This is a genomic window from Sphingopyxis sp. (assembly GCF_041916015.1).
In the GTDB taxonomy this organism is placed as follows: Bacteria; Pseudomonadota; Alphaproteobacteria; order Sphingomonadales; family Sphingomonadaceae; genus Sphingopyxis.
Genome location: NZ_JAYSAH010000089.1, coordinates 1 through 24,968, shown reverse-complemented (window position 1 = coordinate 24,968; position 24,968 = coordinate 1). Strand labels below are relative to the sequence as shown.

Sequence of the window (24,968 nt, the reverse complement as noted above, 5' to 3'; positions counted from 1 at the left end):
GTGAAGGCGCCGGGCATCATCCCGCGCACCTCGGTCCACGAACCCGTCCAGACCGGCCTCAAGGCGCTCGACGCGCTCGTCCCCGTCGGCCGCGGCCAGCGCGAGCTGATCATCGGCGACCGTCAGACCGGCAAGACCGCCGTCGCGATCGACACCTTCATCAACCAGAAGGAAGCGAACAAGGGCACCGACGAATCGAAGAAGCTCTATTGCATCTACGTCGCGGTCGGCCAGAAGCGCTCGACCGTCGCGCAGATCGTCCGCCAGCTCGAAGAAAATGGCGCGATGGAATATTCGATCGTCGTCGCCGCGACCGCGTCGGAGCCCGCTCCGCTGCAGTTCCTCGCACCCTACACCGGCTGCACCATGGGCGAATATTTCCGCGACAACGGCATGCACGCCGTGATCGTCTATGACGATCTGTCGAAGCAGGCCGTCGCCTATCGCCAGATGTCGCTGCTGCTCCGCCGTCCGCCGGGCCGCGAAGCCTATCCGGGCGACGTTTTCTATCTCCACAGCCGCCTGCTCGAGCGCGCCGCGAAGATGAACGAGGACAATGGCTCGGGCTCGCTCACCGCGCTGCCGATCATCGAAACGCAGGCAGGCGACGTTTCGGCGTACATCCCGACCAACGTGATTTCGATCACCGACGGCCAGATCTTCCTCGAAACCAACCTGTTCAACGCGGGTATCCGCCCGGCGATCAACGTCGGTCTGTCGGTGAGCCGCGTCGGCTCGGCTGCGCAGACCAAGGCGATGAAGAAGGTGTCGGGCTCGATCAAGCTCGAGCTCGCGCAATATCGCGAGATGGAAGCCTTCGCGCAGTTCGGTTCGGACCTCGACGCCTCGACGCAGAAGCTGCTCAATCGCGGTTCGCGCCTGACGCAGCTCCTGAAGCAGCCGCAGTTCCACCCGATGCCCTTCGAGGAGCAGACCGCGTCGATCTTCGCCGGCACCAACGGCTATCTCGACAGCGTCGCCGTGGGTGACGTGTCGCGCTACGAAGCGGCGATGCTCGCCTATCTGCGCAGCGACCATGCCGATGTGCTGAAGGCGATCCGCGACAGCAAGGATCTGGGCGACGACACCAGGAAGAGCCTTGTCGCGGCGCTCGACGCCTTCGCCAAGATTTTCGCGTAACACTGAACCTCGTCATCCCCGCGAAAGCGGGGACCCAGCGCGACGCAGCGCAAGCTATCCCTAGGTTCCCGCTTTCGCGGGAATGACGAAGAAGAGGAACCGATAGAGTGGCATCACTCAAGGAACTCAAAGGGCGGATCGTCTCGGTCAAATCGACCCAGAAGATCACCAAGGCCAAGAAGATGGTCGCCGCCGCCAAGCTGCGCAAGGCGCAGGCCGCGGCCGAAGCCGCACGTCCCTATGCCGAGCGGCTCGAAGGCGTCGTCGCCAGCCTCGCGTCGAAGGTCGGCGCGTCGGATTCGGCGCCGAAGCTCCTGTCGGGCACCGGCAAGAGCGACACGCACCTGCTCGTCGTGCTCAACAGCGACCGCGGCCTCGCCGGCGCGTTCAACTCGAACATCGTCAAGGCCGCGCGCGACAAGGCGCTGGAGTTGCAGGCGCAGGGCAAGAAGGTCCTCTTCTACCTCGTCGGCCGCAAGGGCCGCCCGGTGATCGCACGCCTGTTCCCCGGCCAGATCATCGAGCATTACGAAACCACCGGCATCCGCGACATCGGCTTCGAGCAGGCGAGCGAGATTTCGGCGAAGGTGATGGAGCTATACGAAGCCGGCGCCTTCGACGTCGCGCATCTCTTCTATTCGAAATTCCGCTCGGCGCTGCTCCAGATCGCAACCGGGCAGCAGATGATCCCGGTTCCGCCGCCCGCCGACGTTCCCGCATCGAGCGGCGCTGCGGTCGAGTACGAACCCGACGAGGAAGCGATCCTCGCCGACCTGCTGCCGCGCAACGTCACCATCCAGATCTTCAAGGGTCTGCTGGAGAACGCCGCGTCCGAACAGGGCGCGTCGATGACCGCGATGGACAATGCGACGCGCAACGCGGGCGACCTGATCAACAAGCTGACCATCGTCTACAACCGCACGCGTCAGGCGGCGATCACCACCGAACTCATCGAAATCATTGCTGGCGCGGAAGCGCTGTAGCATCACCAAAAATGGGCGCGGAAGCGCTCTAAGCTATTCAGGCAAGGAAGAAACTAATGGCTACCGCTCCCGAGAAGAAGGCTCCCGCCAAGAAGGCCGCCGCGCCCAAGGCTGCTGCGCCGAAGAAGGCCGCTGCTCCGAAGGCCGCCGCAACCGCCGGCACGGCGACCGGCCGCGTCGCGCAGGTCATCGGCGCCGTCGTCGACGTCCAGTTCACCGGCCCGCTGCCGGCGATTCTGAACGCGCTCGAAACCGACAACAACGGCAATCGCCTCGTCCTCGAAGTCGCGCAGCACCTCGGCGAGAACACCGTCCGCACCATCGCGATGGACGCGACCGACGGCCTGACCCGCGGCCAGCCCGTCGTCGATACCGGCGCGCAAATCTCGGTTCCCGTCGGCCCGCAGACGCTCGGCCGCATTCTCAACGTCATCGGCGACCCGATCGACGAACGCGGCCCGGTCGGCACCGACATGAAGGCGCCGATCCACGCCAAGGCCCCCGAATTCGTCGATCAGTCGACCGAAGCCGCGATCCTCGTCACCGGCATCAAGGTCATCGACCTCATCGCCCCCTATGCCAAGGGCGGCAAGATCGGCCTGTTCGGCGGCGCGGGCGTCGGCAAGACCGTTCTCATTCAGGAACTGATCAACAACATCGCCAAGGGTCACGGCGGCGTGTCGGTGTTCGCGGGCGTCGGTGAACGCACCCGCGAGGGCAACGACCTCTATCACGAATTCCTCGACGCCGGCGTTATCGCCAAGGACAAGGACGGCAACCCGACCCCCGACGGGTCGAAGGTGGCGCTGGTGTTCGGCCAGATGAACGAGCCCCCGGGCGCCCGCGCCCGCGTCGCGCTGTCGGGTCTGACGATGGCCGAATATTTCCGCGACCAGGAAGGTCAGGACGTTCTGTTCTTCGTCGACAACATTTTCCGCTTCACGCAGGCGGGTTCGGAAGTGTCGGCGCTGCTCGGCCGCATTCCGTCGGCGGTGGGCTATCAGCCGACCCTGTCGACCGACATGGGCGCGTTGCAGGAGCGCATCACCTCGACCACCAAGGGTTCGATCACCTCGGTGCAGGCCATCTACGTTCCCGCGGATGACCTTACCGACCCTGCTCCCGCGACCTCGTTCGCCCACCTCGACGCGACGACGACGCTGAGCCGCGCGATTTCGGAACTCGGCATCTACCCCGCGGTCGACCCGCTCGATTCGACCTCGCGCGTTCTGACCGCCGCGACCGTCGGCCAGGAGCATTATGAGACCGCCCGCCGCGTTCAGGAAACGCTGCAGAAGTATAAGTCGCTGCAGGACATCATCGCGATCCTCGGCATGGACGAGCTGTCGGAGGAAGATAAGCTGGTCGTCGCCCGCGCGCGCAAGATCCAGCGCTTCCTGTCGCAGCCGTTCCACGTCGCCGAAGTCTTCACCGGCATCCCCGGCAAGTTCGTCGCGATCGAAGACACGGTGAAGTCGTTCAAGGCCGTCGTCGACGGCGAGTACGACCACCTTCCCGAAGCGGCCTTCTACATGGTCGGCGGCATCGAGGAAGCGGTCGCCAAGGCTGCCAAGCTGGCCGCCGACGCGGCGTAATGATGCTCCAAACCCCTCCCCTTCAGGGGAGGGGCAGCGAGACTTGCGGGCTTGCCCGCTAGTCGCAGCGGGGTGGGCCTGAACGGCGGCACCATGCCGAAGCCCCCACCCCAACCCCTCCCCTGAAGGGGAGGGGCTATAGGAACAGAAACTATGGCCCTGAAGTTCGAACTCGTCACCCCCGCCCGCCTCGAGCGGTCGAGCGACGTCTATATGGTCACCGTACCGGGCAGCGAGGGCGACTTCTCGGTGCTCGAAGGCCACGCGCCCTTCATGGCGACGCTGCGCAACGGCCCGCTGACCATCTATGCCACCAGCGGCGCCGCGCCCGAGACGATCGAGGTCGAAGGCGGCTTCGCCGAAGTGAACGAAGCCGGCCTCACCGTTCTCGCCGAGCATATCGCGAACTGAGTTTCCGCCGTCCACGCGGATCAACAAGCCCGCATCCCGTCGTGGATGCGGGCTTTTTTGTGCACGCGGCTCCGGGGCGTCAGTCGCCCCGCATCGGGGCCCTCGGGGCGTCAATCGCCCCGCATCGGAGCATAATCCCATTCGACCGGCCTGCTGCCGTCGATCAGCGAGATTCGCGCTTTCAGATGATCGCCCTCGCGCCAATAGCGGATGCGCTGCGGATAATCATGCGCGGGGTTGGAGAATTCGATCATTGTCGCATCCTGCGCCGTCATCGGAAACTCGGCCGCGGGCGCGCCGCGCGGCTGCGCGAAGAAGCTGAGCGTCCCGTCCGCCTTTCGCACGATGCGACTATGCTCGAAGATCGACAGCGTTTCGCCGCGCCCGATGCGCGCCGCGCCGATCATCGTCCCGCCGCGCGGCGGGGTCCAATATTCGTCGGCCCAGGCTCCATCCGCTCCGGCCGCTCCCTCCTGCTGCCACGCGCCGGCCATCCAGCCGGGCAGCGCCGCGGGCGCTTCCGGCGCGGCGGTGCTGCCGAGCGCGGCCAACGCCGCTAGAGCCATGATGATTGGGTGCATCGCCATCCTCCTTCCGCCGCCCGGCCGGGCACCGGCAGCATAGCAGATATTCGCCTTTCCGCACCCCCGCCCGCCGCCGCGTCCCGAGAACAGGGTTAAAGCTAATTTAACCCTGTTTCGCCTAGGATAAAGCCAGCCCATGACCTATTTTGCCCAAGACATCGCCGGACTGGCGCTCGGCACATTCGTCGCGGGGCTGGTTTTCATCCTGCCTGCCTTTTCGGGACTGCTGCTGTGCGAGCGCCTTGGCCGAACGCGCGGCTTTGCTGTGACCGAAGGCGGATGGCAACGCGTCGGCTGGGCGCTGATCCTGGCGCTGGCGATTCTTCCCGCACTCGACGCCCTGATCATCCGCTTCCTCGGCATCGCCGGAGCGCTGGCGCTCCATGCCGCGCTGATCCTCGCCGCGGCGCCGCTGTACCGGCGAAGCCCGCCGCGGATCGACCGGCCCGTCGCCGCGCTGGCGCTGCTCTGGTGGCTGCTCGTCGCCGCCACGCTCGTCGATGTCGATATCGGCGACCGGCTTTACCAGAGCCTCGTCACCTTCGACATGGTCAAGCACGCCGCGACGATCGAGAGCATCGCCCAATATGGCCTGCCGCTGATCGACCCTTTCTATGCGCGCGCCGAACCGGCGGGCTATTATTATTATTTCTATATCTGGGGGGCGCTGGTGCGCTGGATCACCGGCGGCCTCGTCGACAGCCGCATGGCTTTCGCCGCCACCGCCTTCTGGTCCGGGCTGGTCTTCGTCGCGCTGCTATGGCGCGTCGCGAAAGACGCCGCGCTGATCCGCATCGGCCGCGACCGCCGCTTCCTGCTGATCGTCATCCTTTTGTGCTTCGTCACCGGGCTCGACCTGGTGCCGACGCTGCTTCACTATCTCGCCACCGGCGCCGCGGCGCGACAGGTCGACTACTGGAGCGAGGAGATCCGCTTCGCGCTCACCTCGATGATCTGGGTTCCCCATCATCTGGGCGGCTTCGTCGCCGTCTGGTGCGGCGCCCTGTTGCTGAATCGGGCCGCGGCGCCGCAACGTTCGGTGCCGCGCTTCGCCCTTGCCGGGCTGGCGGGAATCGCCTTTGCGACCGCGTTCGGAATGTCGGCGTGGATCGCGCTCGGCGCGGCCCCCGCGCTCATGATCTGGGCGCTCGTCGAGGCCCGGCGGGGACGGCCGCAACTGCTGTTGTTCACCCTCGCCGCCGCGCTGGTCGCACTGGCCGTTGCCGCACCGCAGCTCATCGACCTGCTGCACGGCCGGGTGAGCGACGGGGCGCCGGTCAAATTCTGGATTCGCCGCTTCAGCGGCTTCCAATATCACAGCGCAGGCGCCGTGCAGATGCTGCTGGTCCTTGCGCTTCTGCCCATCGGCTATGCGATCGATTTCGGCCTTTTCGCACTCGGCGGCAATCTCTACCAGCGCCTCTATGGCCGAAGCGGGGCGTCATCCGCGGCGGGCCGGCCGATTCGCAGCTTTCTGGTCATCGGCTTCCTGACCTCGCTCCTGATCGTCAGCTTCGTCCGGTCGAGCATCATCAACAATGATCTCGGCTGGCGGATCATCTGGTTCGCCCAGTTCGCCGCGATGATATGGACCGCCGCGGTGATTCAGAGCATGGCGCCGCGCGCGCCTTTCGCCCCGTCCGGCGCCGGCGTCCTGCGGGTCCCCATGCTGTGGTGGGCGGCGCTGATCATCGGCGTTGCGGGCAATGCCTGGGACATCGCCGGCCTGCGGGCCAAATTTCCCGACCCCGGCGCCACCATGCCCGACCCGGTCAATCGGCACCCGGAGGGGGACATGGCGCAGCGCCGGGCCTATGACTGGGCCAACGCGCATCTGCCGCACCGGGCGATCCTGCAGCACAATCCGGCGCAGCTCTATCGCATCTTCGATTTCGGCCTCTACAGCCGCAACCGCGTTGCGCTGGCCGACGGAGCCGCCAATCTGTTCGGTGTCAGCGCCGCCATGGCGCAGGTTCGGCTGGACGCGATCCGGCCGGTCTTCGAGCGGCCGCTGGCCCCGTCGCAGATATCGCGCATCGCCCGTGCGAACCACATCGACTATCTGATCTTCGTCGATGTCGATCCGGTCTGGCAAAGGGCTGGCGGCCCGCCACCGGCGCTTTCCTGCCTCTACAGAAATGCGCGCGCGTGCATCGTCGATGTCGCGTCCATCGCGAAAGGTGCGTCCGATTAAACAGCTCTTCTCTCTTCTGCTGACCCTGGCGCTTGCGGTAGCGGCCGGTTTCCTCGTCTATGTCGGCCTGACCCGCTCGCCGCTGTTCGCCGGCATTTCGATCCTCTTCTATCGCGGGCTGCTCCTCTGCGCGCTGTCCGCCATGCTGGTGATGGCGGCGATGGCGCTGTGGCGCCGGCGGCGATTCGACCTCGCCACCATTATCGCGGCGGGGGCGCTGACGCTCAGCTTCAACATCTGTTTCCTGATCGTCCTGCCGGTGACGCTCGACCGGTCGATCAGCGTCTTCATGCTGACCCAGATCGAGCAGCATCAGACCGAAGCGCTCGACGAGCGGCGGATCACCGAGATATTCGTGCAGAAATATGTCGGCGACATGCGGCAGATGGACCGGCGGATCGCCGAGCAGACGGCGTCGGGCAATGTCACGATGGTCGATGGCAATATCCGCCTGACCGCGCAAGGCCACCGTTTCCTCGCGCTTTCACGGACGCTGGCGCGGCTGTTCGGGACCGATCCGCGCTTCGTCGGCCTGGCTCCGGCCGCCCCCGCGTCCGATGCGTCCGCGCCGGCGCATTAGGAGATTATCAAAGTTTCCCTTTTATTCACCTTGCCCAATGGGGGTTTGTCCGCGCCGCGCGCGGCAACGTCCAAAGCCTTGGTTTGAAGCAGGACAAAGCGAATGAGTGCATTCGGACGCCGACCCGGAACCGCTGGCCGCCCCGCCTTTGGCGTGGCGAAGCCAATGCAGACGGGCCCCGGCATGGGCGGCTCGCAATTTCCTGCGCTCGACACGCCGGCGCCCGAGGCGCCGCCGCCGATGCCGTCGAACCTGACCCCCGAGCAGGAGGCGATGGAGCGGCTCAACCAGCGCTCGACCGCCGAAATGGCCGAGCCCGAAAAGGCGCAAGGGTTCGAGGCGAGCGTCCACAAGATCAAGGAACAGGTGCTGCCGCGCCTGCTCGAACGCGTCGATCCCGAAGCGGCGGCGACGCTGAGCAAGGACGAGCTGACAGAGGAATTCCGCCCGATCATCCTCGAAGTGCTCGCCGAGCTCCGCATCACGCTGAACCGCCGCGAGCAGTTCGCGCTCGAAAAGGTGCTCGTCGACGAACTGCTCGGCTTCGGCCCGCTCGAGGAGCTGCTCGCCGATCCCGACATCAGCGACATCATGGTCAACGGCCCGTACCAGACCTATGTCGAACGCAAGGGCCAGCTCGTCATCGCGCCGATCCAGTTCCGCGACGAACAGCATCTCTTCCAGATCGCGCAGCGCATCTGCAACATGGTCGGCCGCCGCGTCGACCAGACCACCCCGCTCGCCGACGCCCGTTTGAAGGACGGCAGCCGCGTCAACGTGATCGTCCCGCCGCTGTCCTTGCGTGGCACCGCGATCTCGATTCGTAAATTCTCGGCCAAGCCGATCACGCTCGACATGCTCTGCCAATGGGGCGCGATGAGCCAGAAAATGTGCACCGCGCTGAAGATCGCGGGCGCCAGCCGCTTCAACATCGTCATCTCGGGCGGCACCGGCTCGGGCAAGACGACGATGCTCAATGCGCTGTCGAAGATGATCGACCCCGGCGAGCGCGTGCTGACGATCGAGGACGCCGCCGAACTCCGCCTGCAGCAGCCGCACTGGCTGCCGCTCGAAACGCGCCCCGCGAACCTCGAGGGCAATGGCGCGATCCACATGGGCGACCTCGTCAAGAACGCGCTGCGTATGCGTCCCGACCGCATCATCATGGGTGAGGTCCGCGGCAGCGAATGTTTCGACCTCCTCGCCGCGATGAACACGGGTCACGACGGCTCGATGTGTACGCTCCACTCGAACAGCCCGCGCGAATGCCTCGGCCGTATGGAAAATATGGTGCTGATGGGCGACATCAAGATTCCGAAGGAGGCGATCTCGAAGCAGATCGCCGATTCGGTCGATCTGATCGTCCAGATCAAGCGCCTGCGCGACGGCTCGCGCCGCGTCACCAACGTCACCGAGGTGATCGGCATGGAAGGCGACGTCATCGTCACCCAGGAACTCTTCAAGTTCGAATATCTCGACGAGGACAAGGACGGCAAGATCGTCGGCGAATATCGCGCGATGGGCCTGCGCCCCTACACGCTCGAAAAGGCCCGCCAGTTCGGTTTCGACCAGCCCTATCTGGAGGCGTGCCTGTAAAACTAGAGCCGCATTCCGAGCCAGATGACGGCTTCCGTTGAGATCGCAACAACGGGGTCGATCAACCGCGACCAGAATCCGCCGGGAACAAGACGCGCGGCCGATAGGTCATGATGTTCCTGCTCCTCGCAAATGATTCGCTGCAAGAGCTCGACAGCGCCGGGATCGGTTCCCCGCAACGCATCGATCTGCGTCCGCATGTGGCGAAGAACGACCCGCTCTATCGCGACCGTTGTCGCCGCCATCGCGCCGCGCCCGGCCAGTCCGGTTGAGATGCCCAGCAGCGTGCCGCCAAGGCCGCACAACAGATAACTGCGACACCGTCGCCGTTCGCGCCGCTGCAATTCAGCGGCGAAAAGAGCGCGATGCCCGCGCTCGTGCGCAATGAATTCGTCAAGCTCCGGCAGCAGATCAGGTGCGCGCCACCGCGCGAACCAGCGTTGCATGCGATAGATGCAAACCGCGCCATGCTCCCCTGCGTGATCGACCTTCATGATCCGGTCGCCAAGGGTTTCGCCCGGATTCAGGCGGGCCGCGACAATCACGCGGCCTTTAGCCCTTCAGCGCGAACGCGGTCGCGAAGATCGCGATCGCGGCCGAAGCGAGCGCGATCCCACGCCACGGCATGAAGCCGACCTTATCGATATCGCGCCGGTTGTTGCGGCGCCAGTTGGCGATCTCGGCGAAGCCGAACAGCGCCGCCGCGCTGATCCCTATCGTCAGCATCGACCCTTGCATTGACACGCATCCCTTCGCAAACAGGGGACTTCTTCCCCCGAGAAAGAGGTGCCGATATGCGTCATTTCCGTTCCGTTGCAAGTGGCGTGCTGCTCGCCGCCGCCGCGTGCAGCGCCCCTGCTCCCGACGCGACCGCGAAAGATAAGGCCGCAAAGCCCGAGGGCGCCATCGCGGCGGCGGTCGCCGCGCCGACCCGCACCCCCGCCAATCTCGCCCGCGACCGCTATCGCCACCCCGCCGAAACGTTGGCCTTTTTCGGCATCAAGCCCGGCGATACGGTCGTCGAGCTCTGGCCCGGCGGCGGCTGGTACACCGAAATCCTCGCGCCGCTGTCGAAGGCCGGCGGCGGCACCCTCTACGCCGCGGCGCCGTGGGAAAAAGGCCTGAACCGGATCAGGGAGTGGCAGGGTGCGAAGCCCGAGGTCTATGGCGCGATCAAGCTCGCCGAATTTCCCGCGACCGGCGCGGGCCCGAAAGTCCCCGACGGCAGCGCCGACTATGTACTGACCTTCCGCAATATCCATAACTGGCGCTTCGGCGGCAAGGACAACACCGCCGAGGCCTTCCGGCAGATCTATGCGATGCTGAAGCCCGGCGGCGTGCTCGGCGTCGAAGAGCATCGCCTGCCCGAGGAGATGGATTCGGCGCTCGAGGAAAAGAGCGGCTATATGAAGCGCTCCTCGGTCATCGCCTTCGCCGAAGCCGCGGGCTTCAAGCTCGCGGGCGAGAGCGACGTCAACACCAACCCCAGGGACACGCACGATTATCCCGACGGGGTGTGGACGCTGCCGCCGACGCTCACCAAGAAGGATGTCGACCGCGACAAATATCTGGCGATCGGCGAATCGGACCGCATGACGCTCAAATTCGTGAAGCCGGCGTCCTGACACGCCATCTCGAATCGATAGACCCCGCGCTGCTGCTGAGCGCCTATGCGCAGGGGCTGTTTCCGATGGCCGACGGGGCGGACGACCCGTCGGTCCATTGGGTCGAGCCGCGGCTGCGCGCGATCCTGCCGCTCGACGGCTTCCATCTGTCGCGCAGCCTCAGGAAGGTGATCGTCTCGGACCGCTTCCGCGTCACCACCGATACCGCGTTCCGCGAGATGATGGCGCTCTGCGCCGAGCCCGCCGACGACCGGCCGACGACCTGGATCAACCCCGTCATCAAGACGAGCTACGAGCGCCTGTTCCAGCTCGGCCACGCGCACAGCGTCGAGGTCTGGCTGGACGGCGAGCTCGCGGGCGGGCTCTATGGCGTCTCGCTCGGCCGCGCCTTTTTCGGCGAATCGATGGTGAGCCGCGCGCGCGACGCGTCGAAAGTCGCGCTCGCGCATCTCGTCGCGCGCTTGAAGGCAGGCGGCTGGAAGCTGCTCGACTGCCAGTTCATCACCCCGCACCTCGCAAGCCTCGGCGCGATCGAAATCCCGCAGGCCGACTATCTGGCGCGGCTTTACTCGGTCCTGGCGGAAGGCGCGGCGGGGGCGGGCGCAGCCGGCGCCGGTGCCGCGGCGGGCGGTGTCCCCTCGCCGCCATTCGTCGCGGGCGACTGGGGCGCGCTCGACGCCTTGGGCGCGGCGGACGCGCCCGATTTGGGCTTGGCACGCTCGACGGGCTCGCCGCCCGGATATGTCATCGCGCAGCTTTTGACATAAACGTCGAAGATCGGGTGCTGGATCACGTTGCGCTCGGGGCGCTCCTTGAACAGCCAGCCCGAAAAGACGCGATACCATTTGTCGTCGCGCTGATCCTGCACCGTCAGCTGGACGAACGCGCCGGTCTCGGGCGGGTCCTCCCACGGCGCGGTCTGCTCACAGGCGCGCAGGCGCACGATCGCGCGGCCGATGCGCGCAGTCTCGCCGGGCTTCATCTCGATCTCGCGGACCAGCCCGTTGCGCTTGTTGAGCAAGCCGAGCACCGCGACGCGCTCGTTCATCGGGGTCGCGCCCTCGATCCCGCCGACTTCCTGCGGGACGCGCTCGGTCTTGGCGAGCTGCGCGCTCGTCTCGCCCGGCCGCTTGCCGCTATTGCCGCGGTCGCACGCGCTCAGCGACGTCGCCGCGAGAAGCGCCAGCAGCGCGACACGAGGAAGAGTGCGGCTCACCAAGCTCAGTCGGCGCCGGGACGCCACGCCTCATAGTCGCCGGTCGCCGCAGCGCGATGGCCGCCGCGTTCGAGTGCCCCCGCGGGGCGATAGGCGCCCAGGCTGCCGGTCAGGTTCGCGCTCGGCGCCTTTTCCCATACGCGCGGCGCGGGCAGCGCGTCGCCGGGCAGTTCGTCGAGCGTGCCGTGCAGCCAGCCGTGCCATTCGGGCGGCACCCGGCTCGCGTCGTTCGATCCGTTGTAGATCACCCAGCGGCGGTTGCCCTTCTTGGCGCGGTAGTAACGGTTGCCGAGGCTGTCCTCGCCGACCTTTTCGCCGCTGCTCCAGCTGTTCAGCAGCGTTCCGACGGTCGCGCCGTCCCACCAGGTGAAGATCTTGCCGAGGATGCTCATGGAGGTGGCGTTTACAGGCAAGGCGCCGCGCTGCGCAAGCCGCAAAGGGCATCGGAGCGGAGATTCGCGTACCCCTTATCCCGCTTGTGCTGAGCTTGTCGAAGTACCGTTCTTTCTTTCAGCGCCGCAAGAAGAAGGACCGTGCTTCAACAAGCTCAGCACGAACGGGAAGAAAGGGCGATTTGTTGTCGTCCTATCTTACTCCTTTTGCCACGTCACCTTCGCGCTCTCGTCGAGGTCGAGCTTCGCCGCGGTCCCGCCCGCGAGTTCGAGCACCGCCGCGACCTCGCCGCCGCTGACCACCGGCTCGAGCGATTCGGGGATCGTGTTCTCCGCGATCCGGTCGATGCTGCCGTCGGCGCGGACGAAGATCATGTCGAGCGGGATCAGCGTGTTCTTCATCCAGAAGCTCGCGAGCTTCGGCTTCGGAAACGGAAACAGCATCCCGCCCTTCGCGGGCAGGCTGGTGCGGAACATCAGCCCCTGTTCCTGCTCGTCGGCGGTGCGCGCGACCTCGACATCGAACCGGTGCGCCTTGCCCGCCATGTCGATCGTCAGCGGAATCGTCGCCGGCTTGTCGCCCCCGCCGCACCCCGCAAGCGGCAGCGCAAACGTCAGGGCAAGGGCGGTGAGCAGCGCGCGCATCGACAAATCCTTTTTCGGCGGCAGGGATGGCCGGACCTAATCAAACGCCGCTTCGGCGTCCAGCGCCGCCAGCGCATCCGCGTCCCCCGGCGGGACGGCGAGAATGCGCCGCGCGAGCGACAGAGAATGCCCAGCGCGCACGAAAGCCGCGACCTGCCGCTCGCGATCCTTCGGATCGTCGCTCGCGCGCGCCGCGAACGGGCCGAAGCGCCGCCGCCGCGCAAATCCGACCGCCGCAGCGACCGCCTTGTCCTCCGCGTCCGCAATCGCTTCGCCGCTGTCGTCCGGCGCAATTCCATCGACGAAAAGCTGCGCCTTCACCCGTTGCACGCCGAGCCCGCGCCGCGTCATCGCCCCCGCGCGCATCGCGGCATATTGCCGGTCGTCGAGAAAATGCAGCCGCTCCATGCGGTCGGCGATCGCCTCGCACGCCGCCATGGCGTCACCTTCATCACTCCATTCGGATTCGCGAACCTTTCTCGCCAGATAGCGCGTCAGCTTCGCCCGGCTCGTCGCGAATCGCGCGACATAGGCGAGCGCAAGCTCGTCGAGCCGGGCTGCGCCGAGCGGTTTTCGGGAGCGGGCGGATGGGGAGCGGTGAGACACCATGCCATGTTTATGCCACAGTCGGGCCTGATTGAGAACGATCAGAACCGCCATATCGGGCATCAAAGCCCGGAAATGGGCCAATTTGTTCCACCTGACCGGGGTCGCGCTCGCAGACATGGCTCAAGAAGATGACATGATTGTTGCCGCCCGCTCCGATAGCCGGGACCCGAAAGCCTTTATGACCGAAAATTCCGCCCCTGCGGTGGAGGATCTTGCCCCCACCCCGACCCATTGCGCCCAGCCGCGCCGCTTTTCGGATTTCGCCACCGTCGGCGAAGCGCTCGACTATGCCGCGAGCGGCACGCGCGGGCTCAATTTCCATGATCCGCGCGGGCGTCTGACCCGCCCCTATCCCTATAGCGAGCTCAAGGCCGACGCGCTCGCCGCCGCCTATCGCCTGATCGCGGCGGGCGTGCAGCCGGCCGACCGCATCGCGCTGATCGCCGAGACCGGCCCCGAATTCGCGGCGCTTTTCTTCGGCACCATCTATGCCGGCGCCTGGCCGGTGCCGCTGCCGCTGCCGACCAGCTTCGGCGGCCGCGACTCCTATGTCGGCCAGCTCGTCGTCCAGCTGATGAGCAGCGACCCCAAGATGCTGTTCTTCCCGCCCGAAATCGCGGCGATGGCGGCCGAGGCCGCCGAACAGCGCGGCGTCCAGCCGATCGACTGGAGCGAGTTCGAAAAGCGCGCCGCACCCGTCGCCGCGCTTCCCGAGCAGAAGACCGACGAGACCTGCTATCTCCAGTACAGCAGCGGCTCGACGCGCTTCCCGCACGGCGTCGCGGTGACGCACGGCGCGCTGCTCAACAATCTCTCGGCGCATTCGCACGGCATGGAGCTGCAGGACAGCGACCGCTGCATCTCGTGGCTGCCCTGGTATCACGACATGGGCCTCGTCGGCTGCTTCCTCTCGCCGGTCGCCAACCAGGTATCGGTCGATTACCTCAAGACCGAGGATTTCGCCCGCCGCCCGCTCGCCTGGCTCGACCTGATCAGCCGCAATTCGGGGACGACACTCAGCTATTCGCCGACCTTCGGCTACGACATTTGCGCGCGCCGCATCTCGAGCCAGAGCCATGTCGCCGACCGCTTCGACCTGTCGCGCTGGCGCGTCGCGGGCAACGGGGCCGACATGATCCGCCCCGACGTGATGCAGAGCTTCGTCGATGCTTTCGCCGACGCCGGCTTCAAGGCGAGCGCCTTCCTGCCGAGCTACGGCCTCGCCGAGGCGACGCTTGCGGTCAGCATCATGCCGCCGGGCGAAGGGATCGTCGTCGAACTGGTCGAGGAGACCGAGCTGTCGGGCGCCTCGACCGACGCCGGCCGCCCGACCCGCTACCGCGCGATCGTCAATTGCGGCAAGGCGGTCAAGGACATGACGATCGAGGTCCGTGACGAAGCGGGCAACATCCTGCCCGACCAGACCGTCGGCAAGGTGTGGTGCACCGGCCCCTCGCTGATGACCGGCTATTTCCGCGACCCCGAAGCGACCGCCGCCTGCATGGCCGATGGCTGGCTCGACACCGGCGATATGGGTTATTTGTCCGATGGTTACGTCTATATCGTCGGCCGCGCCAAGGACATGATCATCATCAACGGCAAGAATCACTGGCCGCAGGATATCGAATGGGCGGTCGAACAGCTTCCCGGCTTCAAGTCGGGCGACATCGCCGCCTTCGCGATCACCGCGCCGGGCGGCGAGGAAACCCCGGCTGTGCTCGTCCAGTGCCGCACCAGCGACGAAGATGAGCGCGCGATGCTGCGCGAGACGATCCGCGACCGCGTCCGCGCGATCACCGGCATGAACTGCCTGATCGAACTGATCCCGCCGCGCACCCTGCCGCGCACCAGCTCGGGCAAATTGAGCCGTTCGAAAGCGCGCGCGCAATATCTGGCGGGCGAGATCCAGCCGTTCCGGATCGCGGCCTGAGGATTTGCCGGAGAGCCGGCGGGTTTCGACCGAGAGTTGCCGCACTCTCTCCCTTCGTCATTCCCGCGAAAGCGGGAACCCAGGGATGGGTAAGCGGACGGACGCTCTGGGTCCCCGCTTTCGCGGGGATGACAAAGTAAAGAAAGGGCAGCGTCCGCTTACCACCCCAAAAGAGACCTCCGCCTTCCCCTCCACCCTGTCCCGTCACGGGACGAAGTTTCACCCAGGAACAGCCCCATAGTTACCTTCGGGTAACCCCGCGCCGCTAAACGGGCTCTCGTGAAGAGCCTGTTGACCGACCAGATTACTGCCGAGGATGTATCGGTGCGGACCCTGTTGGGGTTGGGGCCGCGCGGCCGGGACATCGGCAATCTCCGCCAGCTCCAGCTCGCGCCGCTCCACGGCAAGGGGAAGCTGCGCCTGTGGGTCGGCATGTTCATGGTGCTGCTCGCAGCCATCAGCATGGCGCCGCACGTCCGCCCGGCGCTCGCCGCAAGCTGGCTCGGCTGCGCGCTGATCTTCTGCCTGTGGTCCTGGCGCACCTTCGCGAGCCGCTCGCTGAATCAGGAGCGCGCGACCGGCAGCGCCGACTTCGCGCTATGCAACCGCCACGCGCTCTATTCCGCGCTGCTCTGGATCATACCCTTCTGGCTGCAGGGTCCGGCGCCCGGCGCCGACCATGCGCTCGCCCTATGGGCGATCACGCTGCTGATGATGCTGACGCTGGCGATGGTCGCGCACAGCCTGCCGTCGGTGTGCATCCTCTATATCGCGCCGGTCAGCCTGTCGGCGGCGCTCGCGCTCGTCGCCGCCGGAGCGCCGCAACTCGCCGCCGTCGCGATCGCGGTCGGGGTGCTGCTCGGCCGTTTCTGCATCCGCTTTGCACACAACCACATCCGCTTCCGCCGCGCCGAGGAGACGCTGCACGAAAAGACCGAGACGGTCAGCCTGCTGCTGCGCGAATTCGAGGAAACCTCGGCCGACTGGCTGTGGCAGACCGACAACGCCCGCCGTCTGATCCATGTCTCGCCACGCCTCGCCTATGCGCTCGGCGGCACCGCCGAAGCGCTCGAGGGCATTCCGCTCCTCCAGGCGCTGTCGGGCGACGCGTGGGAGACGGGTCAATTCCCGAAGAGCCTGCACGACATGGCCGAGCGGATGAAGCGGCGCGAGAGCTTCTCGAACCTGATCGTCCCCGTCACCATCGGCGGCAAGCCGCGCTGGTGGGAATTGTCGGCCTCGCCGCGCCTCGACGAAACGGGGAAATATCTGGGCTTCCGCGGCGTCGGCTCGGACGTCACCGAACAGCATGCGACCGCCGAGCAGATCGCGCGCATGGCGCGCTTCGACAATCTCACCGGCCTTCCCAACCGTCTCAGCCTGCACGAGGACCTCGCCCGCGCGCTGACCCATGCGATCGAGGCGAAGTCGCGCTGCGCGATGCTGATGATCGACCTCGACCGCTTCAAGGCGGTCAACGACACGCTCGGCCACCCGACCGGCGACAAATTGCTCGCGCAGGTCGCCGCGCGCCTCAAGGGTCTGATGGAGCGCGGCATGACCTGCGGCCGCCTCGGCGGCGACGAATTCGCGGTGGTGCTCCACAACGTTCCGTCGGCAAACGATGCCGAAGATCTCGCGAAGCGCATCATCGCCGCGATCAGCCGCCCCTATGTCGTCGACAACCACCAGCTCTTCGTGGGCGCCAGCGTCGGCTACGCGATCGGCCCGCAGGACGGTTCGACGGTCGAGACGCTGACCCGCAACGCCGACCTCGCGCTCTACAAGTCGAAGGACAAGGGCGGCAATATCGTCGCCGCCTATGTCGCCTCGCTCCACGCGCAGGCCGAGGAGCGGCGCGTGATGGAACAGGAACTGCGCGGCGCGCTCGATCGCGGCGAGTTCGAGCTTTATTACCAGCCCGTCGTCACCGCCGCCGACGGCCTGCTCAACGGCTTCGAGGCGCTGATCCGCTGGCAGAACCAGAAGCTCGGCAATGTCTCGCCCGGCCGCTTCATCCCGCTCGCCGAGGACAGCCGCCTCATCTCACCGATCGGGGAATGGGTGCTGCGTACCGCGTGCCACGAGGCGATGAAATGGCCGTCGAACCTGAAGGTCGCGATCAACGTTTCGGCCGAACAGCTCACCGATCCCGCCTTCGCCTCGGTCGTCGTCTCGGCGCTCGCGCAGAGCGGTTTGCCGCCGCAGCGGCTCGAGATCGAGGTCACCGAAAGCGTCTTCCTGCGCGATGGCGGCGGCGCGGCGCAATTGCTCGACCAGCTCATCGGCCTCGGCATCCGCCTGTCGCTCGACGATTTCGGCACCGGCTATTCGTCGCTCGGCTATCTTCGCAAGACGCAGTTCTCGACGATCAAGGTCGATCGCAGCTTCGTCGTCGGCGCGGCGAAAGGAAGCATCGAATCGATCGCGATCATCCGCGCCGTCGTCGCGCTCGCCGACAGCCTCGGCATGTCGACGACCGCCGAAGGCGCGGAGACCGAGGTCGAGGTCGACACGCTCCGCGCCCTCGGCTGCAGCAACATCCAGGGCTATTATTACGGCCGCCCGATGCCCGCCCCGGATGTGCTGACGCTCTTCCGCTCGTCGCAACCCGAAGCAACCGCCGCGGCCTGAGTCCGGCCGATCCGGCGACGACCCGAACCTCTCGCACGACGAATGACAGGCCTTAACAAAAGGTTCCCCCGCTCATCGCATCATCGGCGCAATTCACCGCTAGACGGTTGGTGACATGAAACCCGTGCGGCAAAGACCCTGCAACGCTTGAAGACAAGCCAAAGGGGTCGCTTTCCATGATCAACCGCTGCTTTCTGGGTGCCTTCGCCCTGTGCGCCTCGCTGCTCGCCAGCGTCCCGGCCACCGCGCGCGACTATCTCCAGTGCGTCCCCTTTGCCCGCGCCGAATCGGGCGTCGAAATCCGCGGCAATGCGAAAACCTGGTGGGCTCAGGCCGCCGGCGAATATGATCGCGGACAGGAGCCCCGCAAGGGCGCCGTCATGGCCTTCGCCGGGACGCGCGGCATGCCGCTCGGCCATGTCGCGGTGGTCAAGAAAATCCTCAGCGACCGCGAAATCCTGATCGACCATGCCAACTGGTCGCCGATCAACGGCCGACGCGGCCAGATCGAGCGCAATGTCCGCGTCGTCGATGTCAGCGACAGGGGCGACTGGAGCCTGGTTCGCGTCTGGTATGCCCCGATCGGCGACCTCGGCCTGCGCGCCAATCCGGTGCAGGGCTTCATCTATGCGGACGGCGACGCCAGGCCCGACCACCACTTCGGCGGCGGCGAGCCCAAATGGGCGGAAAATGGCTGGAAGCCCGGCAACGGCCTCGATCTCGTCGTTGCCTCGCTGCGCTGAACGAAACCAGCCTTACCCGATGAAAAGCATCGTCACCCCGGACTTGATCCGGGGTCCATTCACGCGACGCTGAAAGATGGATCCCGGATCAAGCCCGGGATGACAATATTGAAGGTCGGTCAGTCTTCCGGCGCCTCGCCGCCTTCGGCGACATCCTCGAACCAGGCCTCGACCTCGCCCGACAGCTTGATCGTCATCGGCTGGCCGAAGCGGTCCTTCGACTTGCCCGCGGCGACGCGAATCCAGCCTTCCGAGATCGAATATTCCTCGACGTCGGTGCGCTCCTTGCCCTTGAAGCGAATGCCGATGCCGCGTTGCAGCACCTCCATATCGAAATGGGGCGAACGCGGGTTGGTCGACAAATGGTCGGGGGGCGTGTCGGTCATCTGGTATCTCCGGTGTCTGGCCGTCGCCGCTAGGACAGACGCGGCGCCAAATCAAGCGCGGGGCGCCCGACCGAAGCGCATCGACCCGCCCCGTGCCAGCTCAGACGGAACCGAATTCGCCGCCGCCGCCAGCCACGCGTTCGGCGACGGGATAGAGGTCCTGCTCCTCACGCTCGATCCGCATCGCAAGCGCGTCAAGGATACCCGTCGTTTCTGTACAAAAGCCCGCCCAGTCGGACTCGACCGCAGCCATCGTCCAGCGCGCGTCATAGGCGGCGAAATCGCTTGCGATATGGCCCATTTCATCGACGAACTGGTGCGCCAGCCGACTGAGATCGGGATCGCCCTTCGCCTGCAGCGTCGGATAAAGCGCCCAGTCTTCGCATTTGAGATGGCGGGTCAGCGTATCGCGCAGCATCCCGCGCACCGACGCAAGCTCGGTCGCGCGTGGCGGATACGGCGCCGCGACCATCTCCATCAGAAAGCCGGAAAGCGTAACCAGCGCGGCATGTTCGGCGCGCAGCCGCTCGATCTCGCGAATCCTGGGCATGGAACCCCCGAAGCCAGCGGTCCCTGCCCTCCCGCCCTAGGGCCAAGTGATGAAAACTGCATTAATCCATTTATGCACGGACCATCGCCCCTGTTCCGCCTGCGGGAATTCGCCTAGCGTCGGCCGTGATGATCCGAAAACGCGGCAAGATCCGGACCAACGATCCCGAAGCCATGCGCGCGCGCATCCTCGACGCCGCCGCCGCGCTGTTCCAGGCGCGCGGCTATCACGACACGTCGGTGCAGGAGGTGAAGCGGCTCGCCGGGGTGTCGAGCGGCGCCTTTCACCATCATTTCGAATCGAAGAAGGCGCTCGGCCTCGCCGTGGTCCGCGAGCGGGTATCGGATGCGCTCCGCGCCGCCTGGCTCGACCCGCTCGTCGCCGCGCCGAGCGTCGCGGAGGGAGTACGCGCCGCAATGGGCGCGATCGGCGGCGAGTTGCGCGAGCAGGGCTTCGTGCGCGGCTGCCCGGTCAACAATCTCGCGGTCGAACTCGCTTTTTCCGATTCGGATTTCCGCGCGGCGCTGCAAGCCATCTTCGCCGAATGGCAGGACCGCATCGCCGACCGCATCGCTGCCGAGCCGATGCCCGCAGCCTTCGCGGGCCTGCCACCCGCCGCCCTCGCGGGCTTCATCGTCGCCGCCTATTCGGGCGCGATGACGATGGCGAAGGCTGAGCAGTCGTCGGCGCAGCTCGATTCCACCGTGGCAATTCTGGCCCGTCTGCTCGCGCTGCCCGCCGCCTAGGCCGCCCGGCACCCCATGATCTCCAGCGGCGCGCGCCACCCGGGCAGCGCCGCGATCCGCGCGAGCCAGCGATCGATCGCCGGATAATCGCCGAGATCGAGATCGGGCACGTCGCGATAGTGAAGATAGGCGCTGCACGCGATGTCGGCCGCCGATACCGCATGACCGATCAGGAAAGCCCGCTCCGCGAGCTCGCTTTCCAGCGCGGCGAGATCGGCGCGCATCCGCTCTTGCAGCCATTCGATCACATCGGGCGGCGGCGGCGCGTCGGACAAGCGGCAGAGCCTGTAATTGGGCAGCGACAGGCCGATCCGGTTCGCTTCCCAGAACAGCCATTCGGTCACCGCATCAGGGTTGTCGCGCCAGCCGAGCGCGTTGTGCATGCGCGCCAGATAGAGCAGGATCGCGTTCGACTGGACGATCGCGCGCCCGTCCGCAACGAGCACCGGCACCTCGCCGAAGCGGCTCCAATGAGCCCATTCAGGATCACGCGCGCCGCGAGGCCGCGACAGGTCGATCGCGCGATAATCATGCGCGACCCCGAGCAGCAGCAGCGCGAGCCGCGCCTTGTAGCTGTGCCCCGACAGCAGCGCGCCGAACAGCAGAGGGCGGCCGCTCATGCGCGCGTGAACTCCATCACCCAATTGACCTCCCAGGTCGCGCCGCCATCGGCCGAAAAGGCCTGCTCCCAGCGCGCCGAGGTTCCGGCGATCGCCGACCAGATGAAGCGGATGTCGATCGGCCGCCCGTCATGCTCGTCCTTGCCGAAGAAGGTCCCGACGCCATCGACGAAACGCCCGCCGAGCGGCGGCGCGAGCCCCGGAAAGCGCGAATCGAGCCACCAGATCGACCAAAGCCCCGTCGCCGGATCGGTGCGCCGCACCGTCGCGGCGGCATAGGCGCCGTTCGGATCATCCAGCCAATGGTCGTCGACATTGCCTGCGCCGCCGATCAGTTCCCAGCCGCGGCACGTCCCGTCGAACTCGAACCAGTCGCGGCTCCCCGCGAGCCGCTCGCGAAGCTTGCGGTGCCGCACCCGCCAGTCGCCGGTCTGGAACGCGAAATCATGCCTGCCGTCGTGCATCGTCACTCCTTCGGATCAGCGCAGCGCCGAACGCGGCGTCGGGTCGAGCCGCAGGACTTGCGGCGAGCGTTCCTCGGCATCGTGCAGCGCCGCGGCGACTTGGGCGCGCCAGCCTTCGCTCGCCCGCGCCCGAACGAGCGCCGCGTCGATCGCCGCATGACTGTCCCCCCGCACGACCCAGACGAGCAATTTGCGATCGTCGCGGACCGGCAGGCGCGGGAAATTGTTCGGCTCGCCGAGTGGCACATAGACCGCGGCGACCTCGACCCCCGCGGCTTCGAGCGCCGGCTTCATCTCGCCGGCAAAGAAGGCGGCGAAGCCCTCATCGGGCCGTTTCCACAAATATTCGATCACCACCTGCACCGCGCCGCCGGCGGTCCCGTCCCGGCGCGCCGCCGCCGGACCGAAGCCGAGCCCCGGCGCCGCCGGCTTCAGCAACAGCACATTGTCGTTGTCGCCCAGCATCGGATTCGCGGCATCGCGGTTCGCCTGCCACACCGGCCCGAAGTAAAAGGCGTTCAGCCCCGTCTCGCGCGCCGCCATGTCGGCAAAGCCGCGAAACCAGGTGAAGCGTACCGGATTGTCATGGTCGCGAAACTGGCCGACGATCCGCATTCCCAGCTTTTCCTGGCTGTCGACGAACTTCGCGTCGAACAGCGCCACGAACGCGTCGCGCGCGCCCGGAACCAGCTTGTACTGGCGCAGCTCGACGACCTGTGCGTCGGATGCATCTGACGCCCGCGCATCCACGGCTCCAGCAACCGACAAAGCCATCATCATGGCCGCAATCCGTTTTCCCATGCCTCACCTCGTCACAGCAATACAGACGGGTTGACCTGTTTTGTCAAGCGCAGCGGGCATTGCGCGCGCTCCTCCCCTGTGCCTTGACATGCCGGAGGGTCAGGCCGCGATCACACAGCCCTCCCGAAGCCGGGCGACCGGGGCAACTCCGCCAACCATTACCGCCGCGGCCAAAAGCGCCGCCAGCGCGGCAAGCCTGTCGTTTTTCTCATGCCCCAGCCCTTCCGCTCTGTGGCGGACAGACGGGGCCTAACGGCCCGCGATTCGCCAACGCGACGGCGGCATTCCGAAACGCCGCGCGAAGGCGGTCGCGAAATGGCTCGGCGTCGCAAAGCCCGTCGCGAGCGCGATGTCGGTCACCGGCTCGTCGCCATGGCGCAGCATCCGCGCCGCCGCATCGAGCCGCGCGCGCAGCACATATTGCCAGGGCGACACCCCGAACGCGGCGCGAAAGGCGCCGGTAAAGCGTCGCGGGTCCATCCCGACCAGCGCCGCCAGCGCGGCAAGGCTGTGCGGCGCGTCGAGCTGCCCCTTGATCGTGCCGGCCAGCCGCGCGCGATCCGACGCCGACAATATCCGCCGCCGTCCGTGCGGCTCGCGCTGACCATAATGCGCGAGCAAGTGCTGCTCGAGCGCATGGGCAACAGCGTGCGAGGCCATCTCCGTCAGATCGCCGCCCGGCCCGGAAATCAGCGCCGCCAGCCGCGCCGCCGCGCCGAAGACGACGTCGTCGCGATGCCGCACCCGCGCCTCGATCGGCGCGTCGGCGAGCAGCGCCGTCGGCACGCGAAATTCGACGAACTCCGCGCGCTCGCCCTGCGCCAGCGCGGCGTAACGGCACGCCGCCGGGATCATCCAGATGTCGCCGCGCTCGGGCAGGACGTGCCCCGACGGCCCCACCGAAAATTCGCACGCCATCCGGTCGAGCCGCCCGCCAAGGTGGACGACGATCGTATGGTGCGCTTCCTCGAACGCCCAGTCGGTCGGCTGCGCGAGCTTTTCGATCCCCGTAACCAGACCGAGGGCGCCGATCCGCCTTTCGTGCCGCGCGACCAGATCGCGGCCCGCCATCGGCCTTATACCATCCCAGATCTGCAAGCTCGGCTCGTCCAATCGCCTGTCTCGCGAGCCCCCGCGACTCGCCTCGCTTCCGAAGCTGCGCCCGAATTTGAAAGCGGACAAGATCGAAGCACCCTAGGATCGATCCACAGCGCCGCCGAACCGGCGGCAGCATCCCTCCCACCGTCAACCAGGAGACCAGCCATGACGGATCACAGCATCAAGGGTAAGACCGTTCTCATCGCCGGCGGCGGCAAGAATCTCGGCGGCCTCGTCGCGCGCGATCTCGCCGCGCACGGCGCGAAGGCGATCGCGGTCCACTATAACAGCGCGGGCGCCAGAGCCGAGACCGAGGAGACGCTCGCCGCGATCCGCGCCGCGGGGGCCGAAGCGGTCGCCTTTCAGGCCGACCTCACTGGGGCTGCCGCGATGGAAAAGCTGTTTGCCGACACCATCGCCGCGGTCGGCCGCCCCGACATCGCGATCAACACCGTCGGCAAGGTGCTGAAAAAGCCCTTCACCGAGATCAGCGAGGCCGAATATGACGCGATGACCGCGGTCAACAGCAAGACCGCCTTCTTCTTCCTGAAAGAGGCGGGCAAGCATCTCAACGACAATGGCAAGATCTGCACCCTCGTCACCTCGCTGCTCGGCGCCTACACCCCCTTCTACGCCGCCTATGCGGGCACCAAGGCGCCGGTCGAGCATTTCACCCGCGCCGCGTCGAAGGAGTTCGGCGCGCGCGGCATTTCCGTGACCGCGATCGGTCCCGGCCCGATGGACACGCCTTTCTTCTACCCCGCCGAAGAAGCCGACGCGCAGGCTTATCACAAGTCTGCCGCGGCGCTCTCGGCCTTCACCAAAACCGGGCTCACCGACATCGCCGACATCGTCCCGTGGATCCGCATGCTGGTGTCCGACGGCTGGTGGATGACCGGCCAGACGATCCTCGTCAACGGCGGCTACACGACCAAGTGACCCCTCCCTCCCTGCGGCCGCCCCGGCCGCAGGGATCTTTTTCTGCATTCGTCCCCGGAGCCCTATCGCGGCCCCGTGCCGTAATCGATCCGGATGCGGACCCACGAACCCACCAGCGACTGCCCGCCGACGCGCGGCGGCCGCACCTTGAACTGCCAGGCGGCGGCGAGCACCGCGCGCATGATCTGCGATCCGCCCGGATATTCGTCGAGCCCGACGCAATCCTCGACGCGGTAATCGGGCGCGGTGCGGCAGGCGATCAGCCCCCAGCCGGGCCCGCTCGCGGTCGACAGATAGCCGCGCAGTTCACTCTCGCTCGGCTCGCGATACCAGGCGGCGGCATACATCGGCTGGCCGTTCGGCGCCGTCCCCACCCGCGGCGTGTCGCGGTACGCGGGCGAGCCGCCGGTGTCGGGCGGCCCATAGACCGCGCCGCCGGGCGGCCGAACGGCCGCGGCGGGCGGCTTCGGTGCGGGCAACGGCGTCG

At 66.7% G+C, this 24,968-nt stretch carries 26 protein-coding genes and 2 pseudogenes; 14 read left to right on the top strand and 14 right to left on the bottom strand.

What is annotated here, in order from left to right; all coding sequences use genetic code 11:
- The 4 genes from atpA to ACE3SL_RS13395 all read left to right on the top strand — a co-directional run.
- Positions 1-1,140: F0F1 ATP synthase subunit alpha (gene atpA / locus ACE3SL_RS13410; RefSeq protein WP_374526226.1), on the top strand; the 1,140-nt coding region annotated here is incomplete at its 5' end.
- A 107-nt stretch (positions 1,141-1,247) separates the two neighbouring features.
- A complete protein-coding gene (locus tag ACE3SL_RS13405) occupies positions 1,248-2,123 on the top strand; it encodes a F0F1 ATP synthase subunit gamma (RefSeq protein ID WP_374526225.1) in 876 nt (291 codons plus the stop codon).
- 56 nt (positions 2,124-2,179) lie between these two features.
- Entirely contained in the window at positions 2,180-3,718 is a 1,539-nt protein-coding gene (atpD, locus tag ACE3SL_RS13400; RefSeq protein WP_374526224.1) for a F0F1 ATP synthase subunit beta, read from the top strand.
- Positions 3,719-3,871: 153 nt separating this feature from the next.
- Positions 3,872-4,129: an ATP synthase F1 subunit epsilon gene (locus ACE3SL_RS13395; RefSeq protein ID WP_374526223.1), complete on the top strand. Its 258-nt coding sequence runs from the start codon at positions 3,872-3,874 to the stop codon at positions 4,127-4,129.
- Positions 4,130-4,239: 110 nt separating this feature from the next.
- Here ACE3SL_RS13395 and ACE3SL_RS13390 read toward each other — a convergent pair whose 3' ends face one another.
- Complete coding sequence (locus ACE3SL_RS13390; protein WP_374526222.1) at positions 4,240-4,710, bottom strand: DUF6265 family protein; 471 nt, start codon at positions 4,708-4,710, stop codon at positions 4,240-4,242.
- A gap of 139 nt (positions 4,711-4,849) precedes the next feature.
- Between ACE3SL_RS13390 and ACE3SL_RS13385 the strand changes: the two genes are divergently transcribed.
- The 3 genes from ACE3SL_RS13385 to ACE3SL_RS13375 all read left to right on the top strand — a co-directional run bounded on the left by ACE3SL_RS13385 (position 4,850) and on the right by ACE3SL_RS13375 (position 9,083).
- The gene (locus tag ACE3SL_RS13385) at positions 4,850-6,907 is read left to right on the top strand and encodes a hypothetical protein (RefSeq protein ID WP_374526221.1); all 2,058 of its coding nucleotides are present in this window, start codon (positions 4,850-4,852) and stop codon (positions 6,905-6,907) included.
- Positions 6,894-7,487, top strand: a complete 594-nt coding sequence (locus ACE3SL_RS13380) for a hypothetical protein (RefSeq protein ID WP_374526220.1) — start codon at positions 6,894-6,896, stop codon at positions 7,485-7,487. The genes ACE3SL_RS13385 and ACE3SL_RS13380 overlap by 14 nt, the downstream gene beginning before the upstream one ends.
- 102 nt (positions 7,488-7,589) lie before the next feature.
- A complete protein-coding gene (locus tag ACE3SL_RS13375) occupies positions 7,590-9,083 on the top strand; it encodes a CpaF family protein (RefSeq protein WP_374526219.1) in 1,494 nt (497 codons plus the stop codon).
- Positions 9,084-9,085: 2 nt separating this feature from the next.
- Here the strand turns inward: ACE3SL_RS13375 and ACE3SL_RS13370 are convergent, their stop codons facing one another.
- Positions 9,086-9,628, bottom strand: coding sequence for a demethoxyubiquinone hydroxylase family protein (locus tag ACE3SL_RS13370; RefSeq protein ID WP_374526218.1), 543 nt, complete (start codon positions 9,626-9,628; stop codon positions 9,086-9,088).
- Positions 9,629-9,635: 7 nt separating this feature from the next.
- Positions 9,636-9,809 (bottom strand): hypothetical protein, encoded by a 174-nt coding sequence (locus tag ACE3SL_RS13365; RefSeq protein ID WP_374526217.1) that lies wholly within the window; start codon positions 9,807-9,809, stop codon positions 9,636-9,638.
- 68 nt (positions 9,810-9,877) lie between these two features.
- Between ACE3SL_RS13365 and ACE3SL_RS13360 the strand changes: the two genes are divergently transcribed.
- Together ACE3SL_RS13360 and aat are read left to right on the top strand one after the other, a co-directional pair.
- A complete protein-coding gene (locus tag ACE3SL_RS13360) occupies positions 9,878-10,708 on the top strand; it encodes a class I SAM-dependent methyltransferase (protein WP_374526216.1) in 831 nt (276 codons plus the stop codon).
- A complete protein-coding gene (aat, locus tag ACE3SL_RS13355; protein WP_374526227.1) occupies positions 10,705-11,475 on the top strand; it encodes a leucyl/phenylalanyl-tRNA--protein transferase in 771 nt (256 codons plus the stop codon). The genes ACE3SL_RS13360 and aat overlap by 4 nt, the downstream gene beginning before the upstream one ends.
- 44 nt (positions 11,476-11,519) lie before the next feature.
- On the opposite strand, the pseudogene ACE3SL_RS13350 reads toward aat, so the two are convergent.
- The 4 genes and pseudogenes from ACE3SL_RS13350 to ACE3SL_RS13335 all read right to left on the bottom strand — a co-directional run.
- Positions 11,520-11,690, bottom strand: a pseudogene (locus tag ACE3SL_RS13350) (DUF2155 domain-containing protein); the annotation flags it as partial.
- A gap of 239 nt (positions 11,691-11,929) precedes the next feature.
- On the bottom strand, positions 11,930-12,316 hold the full coding sequence (locus ACE3SL_RS13345; protein WP_374526215.1) for an NADH:ubiquinone oxidoreductase subunit NDUFA12: 387 nt from the start codon (positions 12,314-12,316) through the stop codon (positions 11,930-11,932).
- 198 nt (positions 12,317-12,514) lie between these two features.
- Positions 12,515-12,961 carry a DUF192 domain-containing protein gene (locus tag ACE3SL_RS13340; protein WP_374526214.1) on the bottom strand — a complete coding sequence of 149 codons (447 nt, stop codon included), beginning with the start codon at positions 12,959-12,961 and terminating at the stop codon, positions 12,515-12,517.
- Between the two features lie 36 nt (positions 12,962-12,997).
- On the bottom strand, positions 12,998-13,630 hold the full coding sequence (locus tag ACE3SL_RS13335) for a RecX family transcriptional regulator (RefSeq protein WP_374526213.1): 633 nt from the start codon (positions 13,628-13,630) through the stop codon (positions 12,998-13,000).
- Positions 13,631-13,748: 118 nt separating this feature from the next.
- Here ACE3SL_RS13335 and ACE3SL_RS13330 point away from each other — a divergent pair, with 118 nt between their 5' ends.
- The 3 genes from ACE3SL_RS13330 (at position 13,749) to ACE3SL_RS13320 (ending at position 18,877) form a co-directional block, all read left to right on the top strand.
- Entirely contained in the window at positions 13,749-15,500 is a 1,752-nt protein-coding gene (locus tag ACE3SL_RS13330; protein ID WP_374526212.1) for a fatty acyl-AMP ligase, read from the top strand.
- Between the two features lie 279 nt (positions 15,501-15,779).
- Positions 15,780-18,134, top strand: coding sequence for a putative bifunctional diguanylate cyclase/phosphodiesterase (locus ACE3SL_RS13325; RefSeq protein WP_374526211.1), 2,355 nt, complete (start codon positions 15,780-15,782; stop codon positions 18,132-18,134).
- 176 nt (positions 18,135-18,310) lie between these two features.
- Positions 18,311-18,877, top strand: coding sequence for a CHAP domain-containing protein (locus tag ACE3SL_RS13320; protein ID WP_374526210.1), 567 nt, complete (start codon positions 18,311-18,313; stop codon positions 18,875-18,877).
- A 119-nt stretch (positions 18,878-18,996) separates the two neighbouring features.
- Here ACE3SL_RS13320 and ACE3SL_RS13315 read toward each other — a convergent pair whose 3' ends face one another.
- Both ACE3SL_RS13315 and ACE3SL_RS13310 read right to left on the bottom strand, forming a co-directional pair.
- Positions 18,997-19,263 carry a DUF3297 family protein gene (locus ACE3SL_RS13315; protein ID WP_374526209.1) on the bottom strand — a complete coding sequence of 89 codons (267 nt, stop codon included), beginning with the start codon at positions 19,261-19,263 and terminating at the stop codon, positions 18,997-18,999.
- Positions 19,264-19,363: 100 nt separating this feature from the next.
- Positions 19,364-19,813, bottom strand: a complete 450-nt coding sequence (locus tag ACE3SL_RS13310; RefSeq protein WP_374526208.1) for a hemerythrin domain-containing protein — start codon at positions 19,811-19,813, stop codon at positions 19,364-19,366.
- A gap of 128 nt (positions 19,814-19,941) precedes the next feature.
- On the opposite strand from ACE3SL_RS13310, the gene ACE3SL_RS13305 reads away from it, so the two are divergent.
- Positions 19,942-20,559 carry a TetR/AcrR family transcriptional regulator gene (locus ACE3SL_RS13305; RefSeq protein WP_374526207.1) on the top strand — a complete coding sequence of 206 codons (618 nt, stop codon included), beginning with the start codon at positions 19,942-19,944 and terminating at the stop codon, positions 20,557-20,559.
- Here the strand turns inward: ACE3SL_RS13305 and ACE3SL_RS13300 are convergent.
- The 4 genes from ACE3SL_RS13300 to ACE3SL_RS13285 form a co-directional block, all read right to left on the bottom strand.
- Complete coding sequence (locus tag ACE3SL_RS13300) at positions 20,556-21,179, bottom strand: glutathione S-transferase family protein (protein ID WP_374526206.1); 624 nt, start codon at positions 21,177-21,179, stop codon at positions 20,556-20,558. The genes ACE3SL_RS13305 and ACE3SL_RS13300 overlap by 4 nt on opposite strands.
- Positions 21,176-21,643, bottom strand: coding sequence for a DUF1579 domain-containing protein (locus ACE3SL_RS13295; protein ID WP_374526205.1), 468 nt, complete (start codon positions 21,641-21,643; stop codon positions 21,176-21,178). The genes ACE3SL_RS13300 and ACE3SL_RS13295 overlap by 4 nt, the downstream gene beginning before the upstream one ends.
- Positions 21,644-21,658: 15 nt before the next feature.
- On the bottom strand, positions 21,659-22,423 hold the full coding sequence (locus tag ACE3SL_RS13290; RefSeq protein WP_374526204.1) for an NIPSNAP family protein: 765 nt from the start codon (positions 22,421-22,423) through the stop codon (positions 21,659-21,661).
- A 270-nt stretch (positions 22,424-22,693) separates the two neighbouring features.
- Positions 22,694-23,515 (bottom strand): helix-turn-helix transcriptional regulator, encoded by an 822-nt coding sequence (locus tag ACE3SL_RS13285; RefSeq protein WP_374526203.1) that lies wholly within the window; start codon positions 23,513-23,515, stop codon positions 22,694-22,696.
- Between the two features lie 192 nt (positions 23,516-23,707).
- On the opposite strand from ACE3SL_RS13285, the gene ACE3SL_RS13280 reads away from it, so the two are divergent.
- Positions 23,708-24,481 (top strand): SDR family oxidoreductase, encoded by a 774-nt coding sequence (locus tag ACE3SL_RS13280; protein ID WP_374526202.1) that lies wholly within the window; start codon positions 23,708-23,710, stop codon positions 24,479-24,481.
- 62 nt (positions 24,482-24,543) lie between these two features.
- Here the strand turns inward: ACE3SL_RS13280 and ACE3SL_RS13275 are convergent.
- Positions 24,544-24,968: pseudogene (locus tag ACE3SL_RS13275) on the bottom strand (hypothetical protein); the annotation flags it as partial.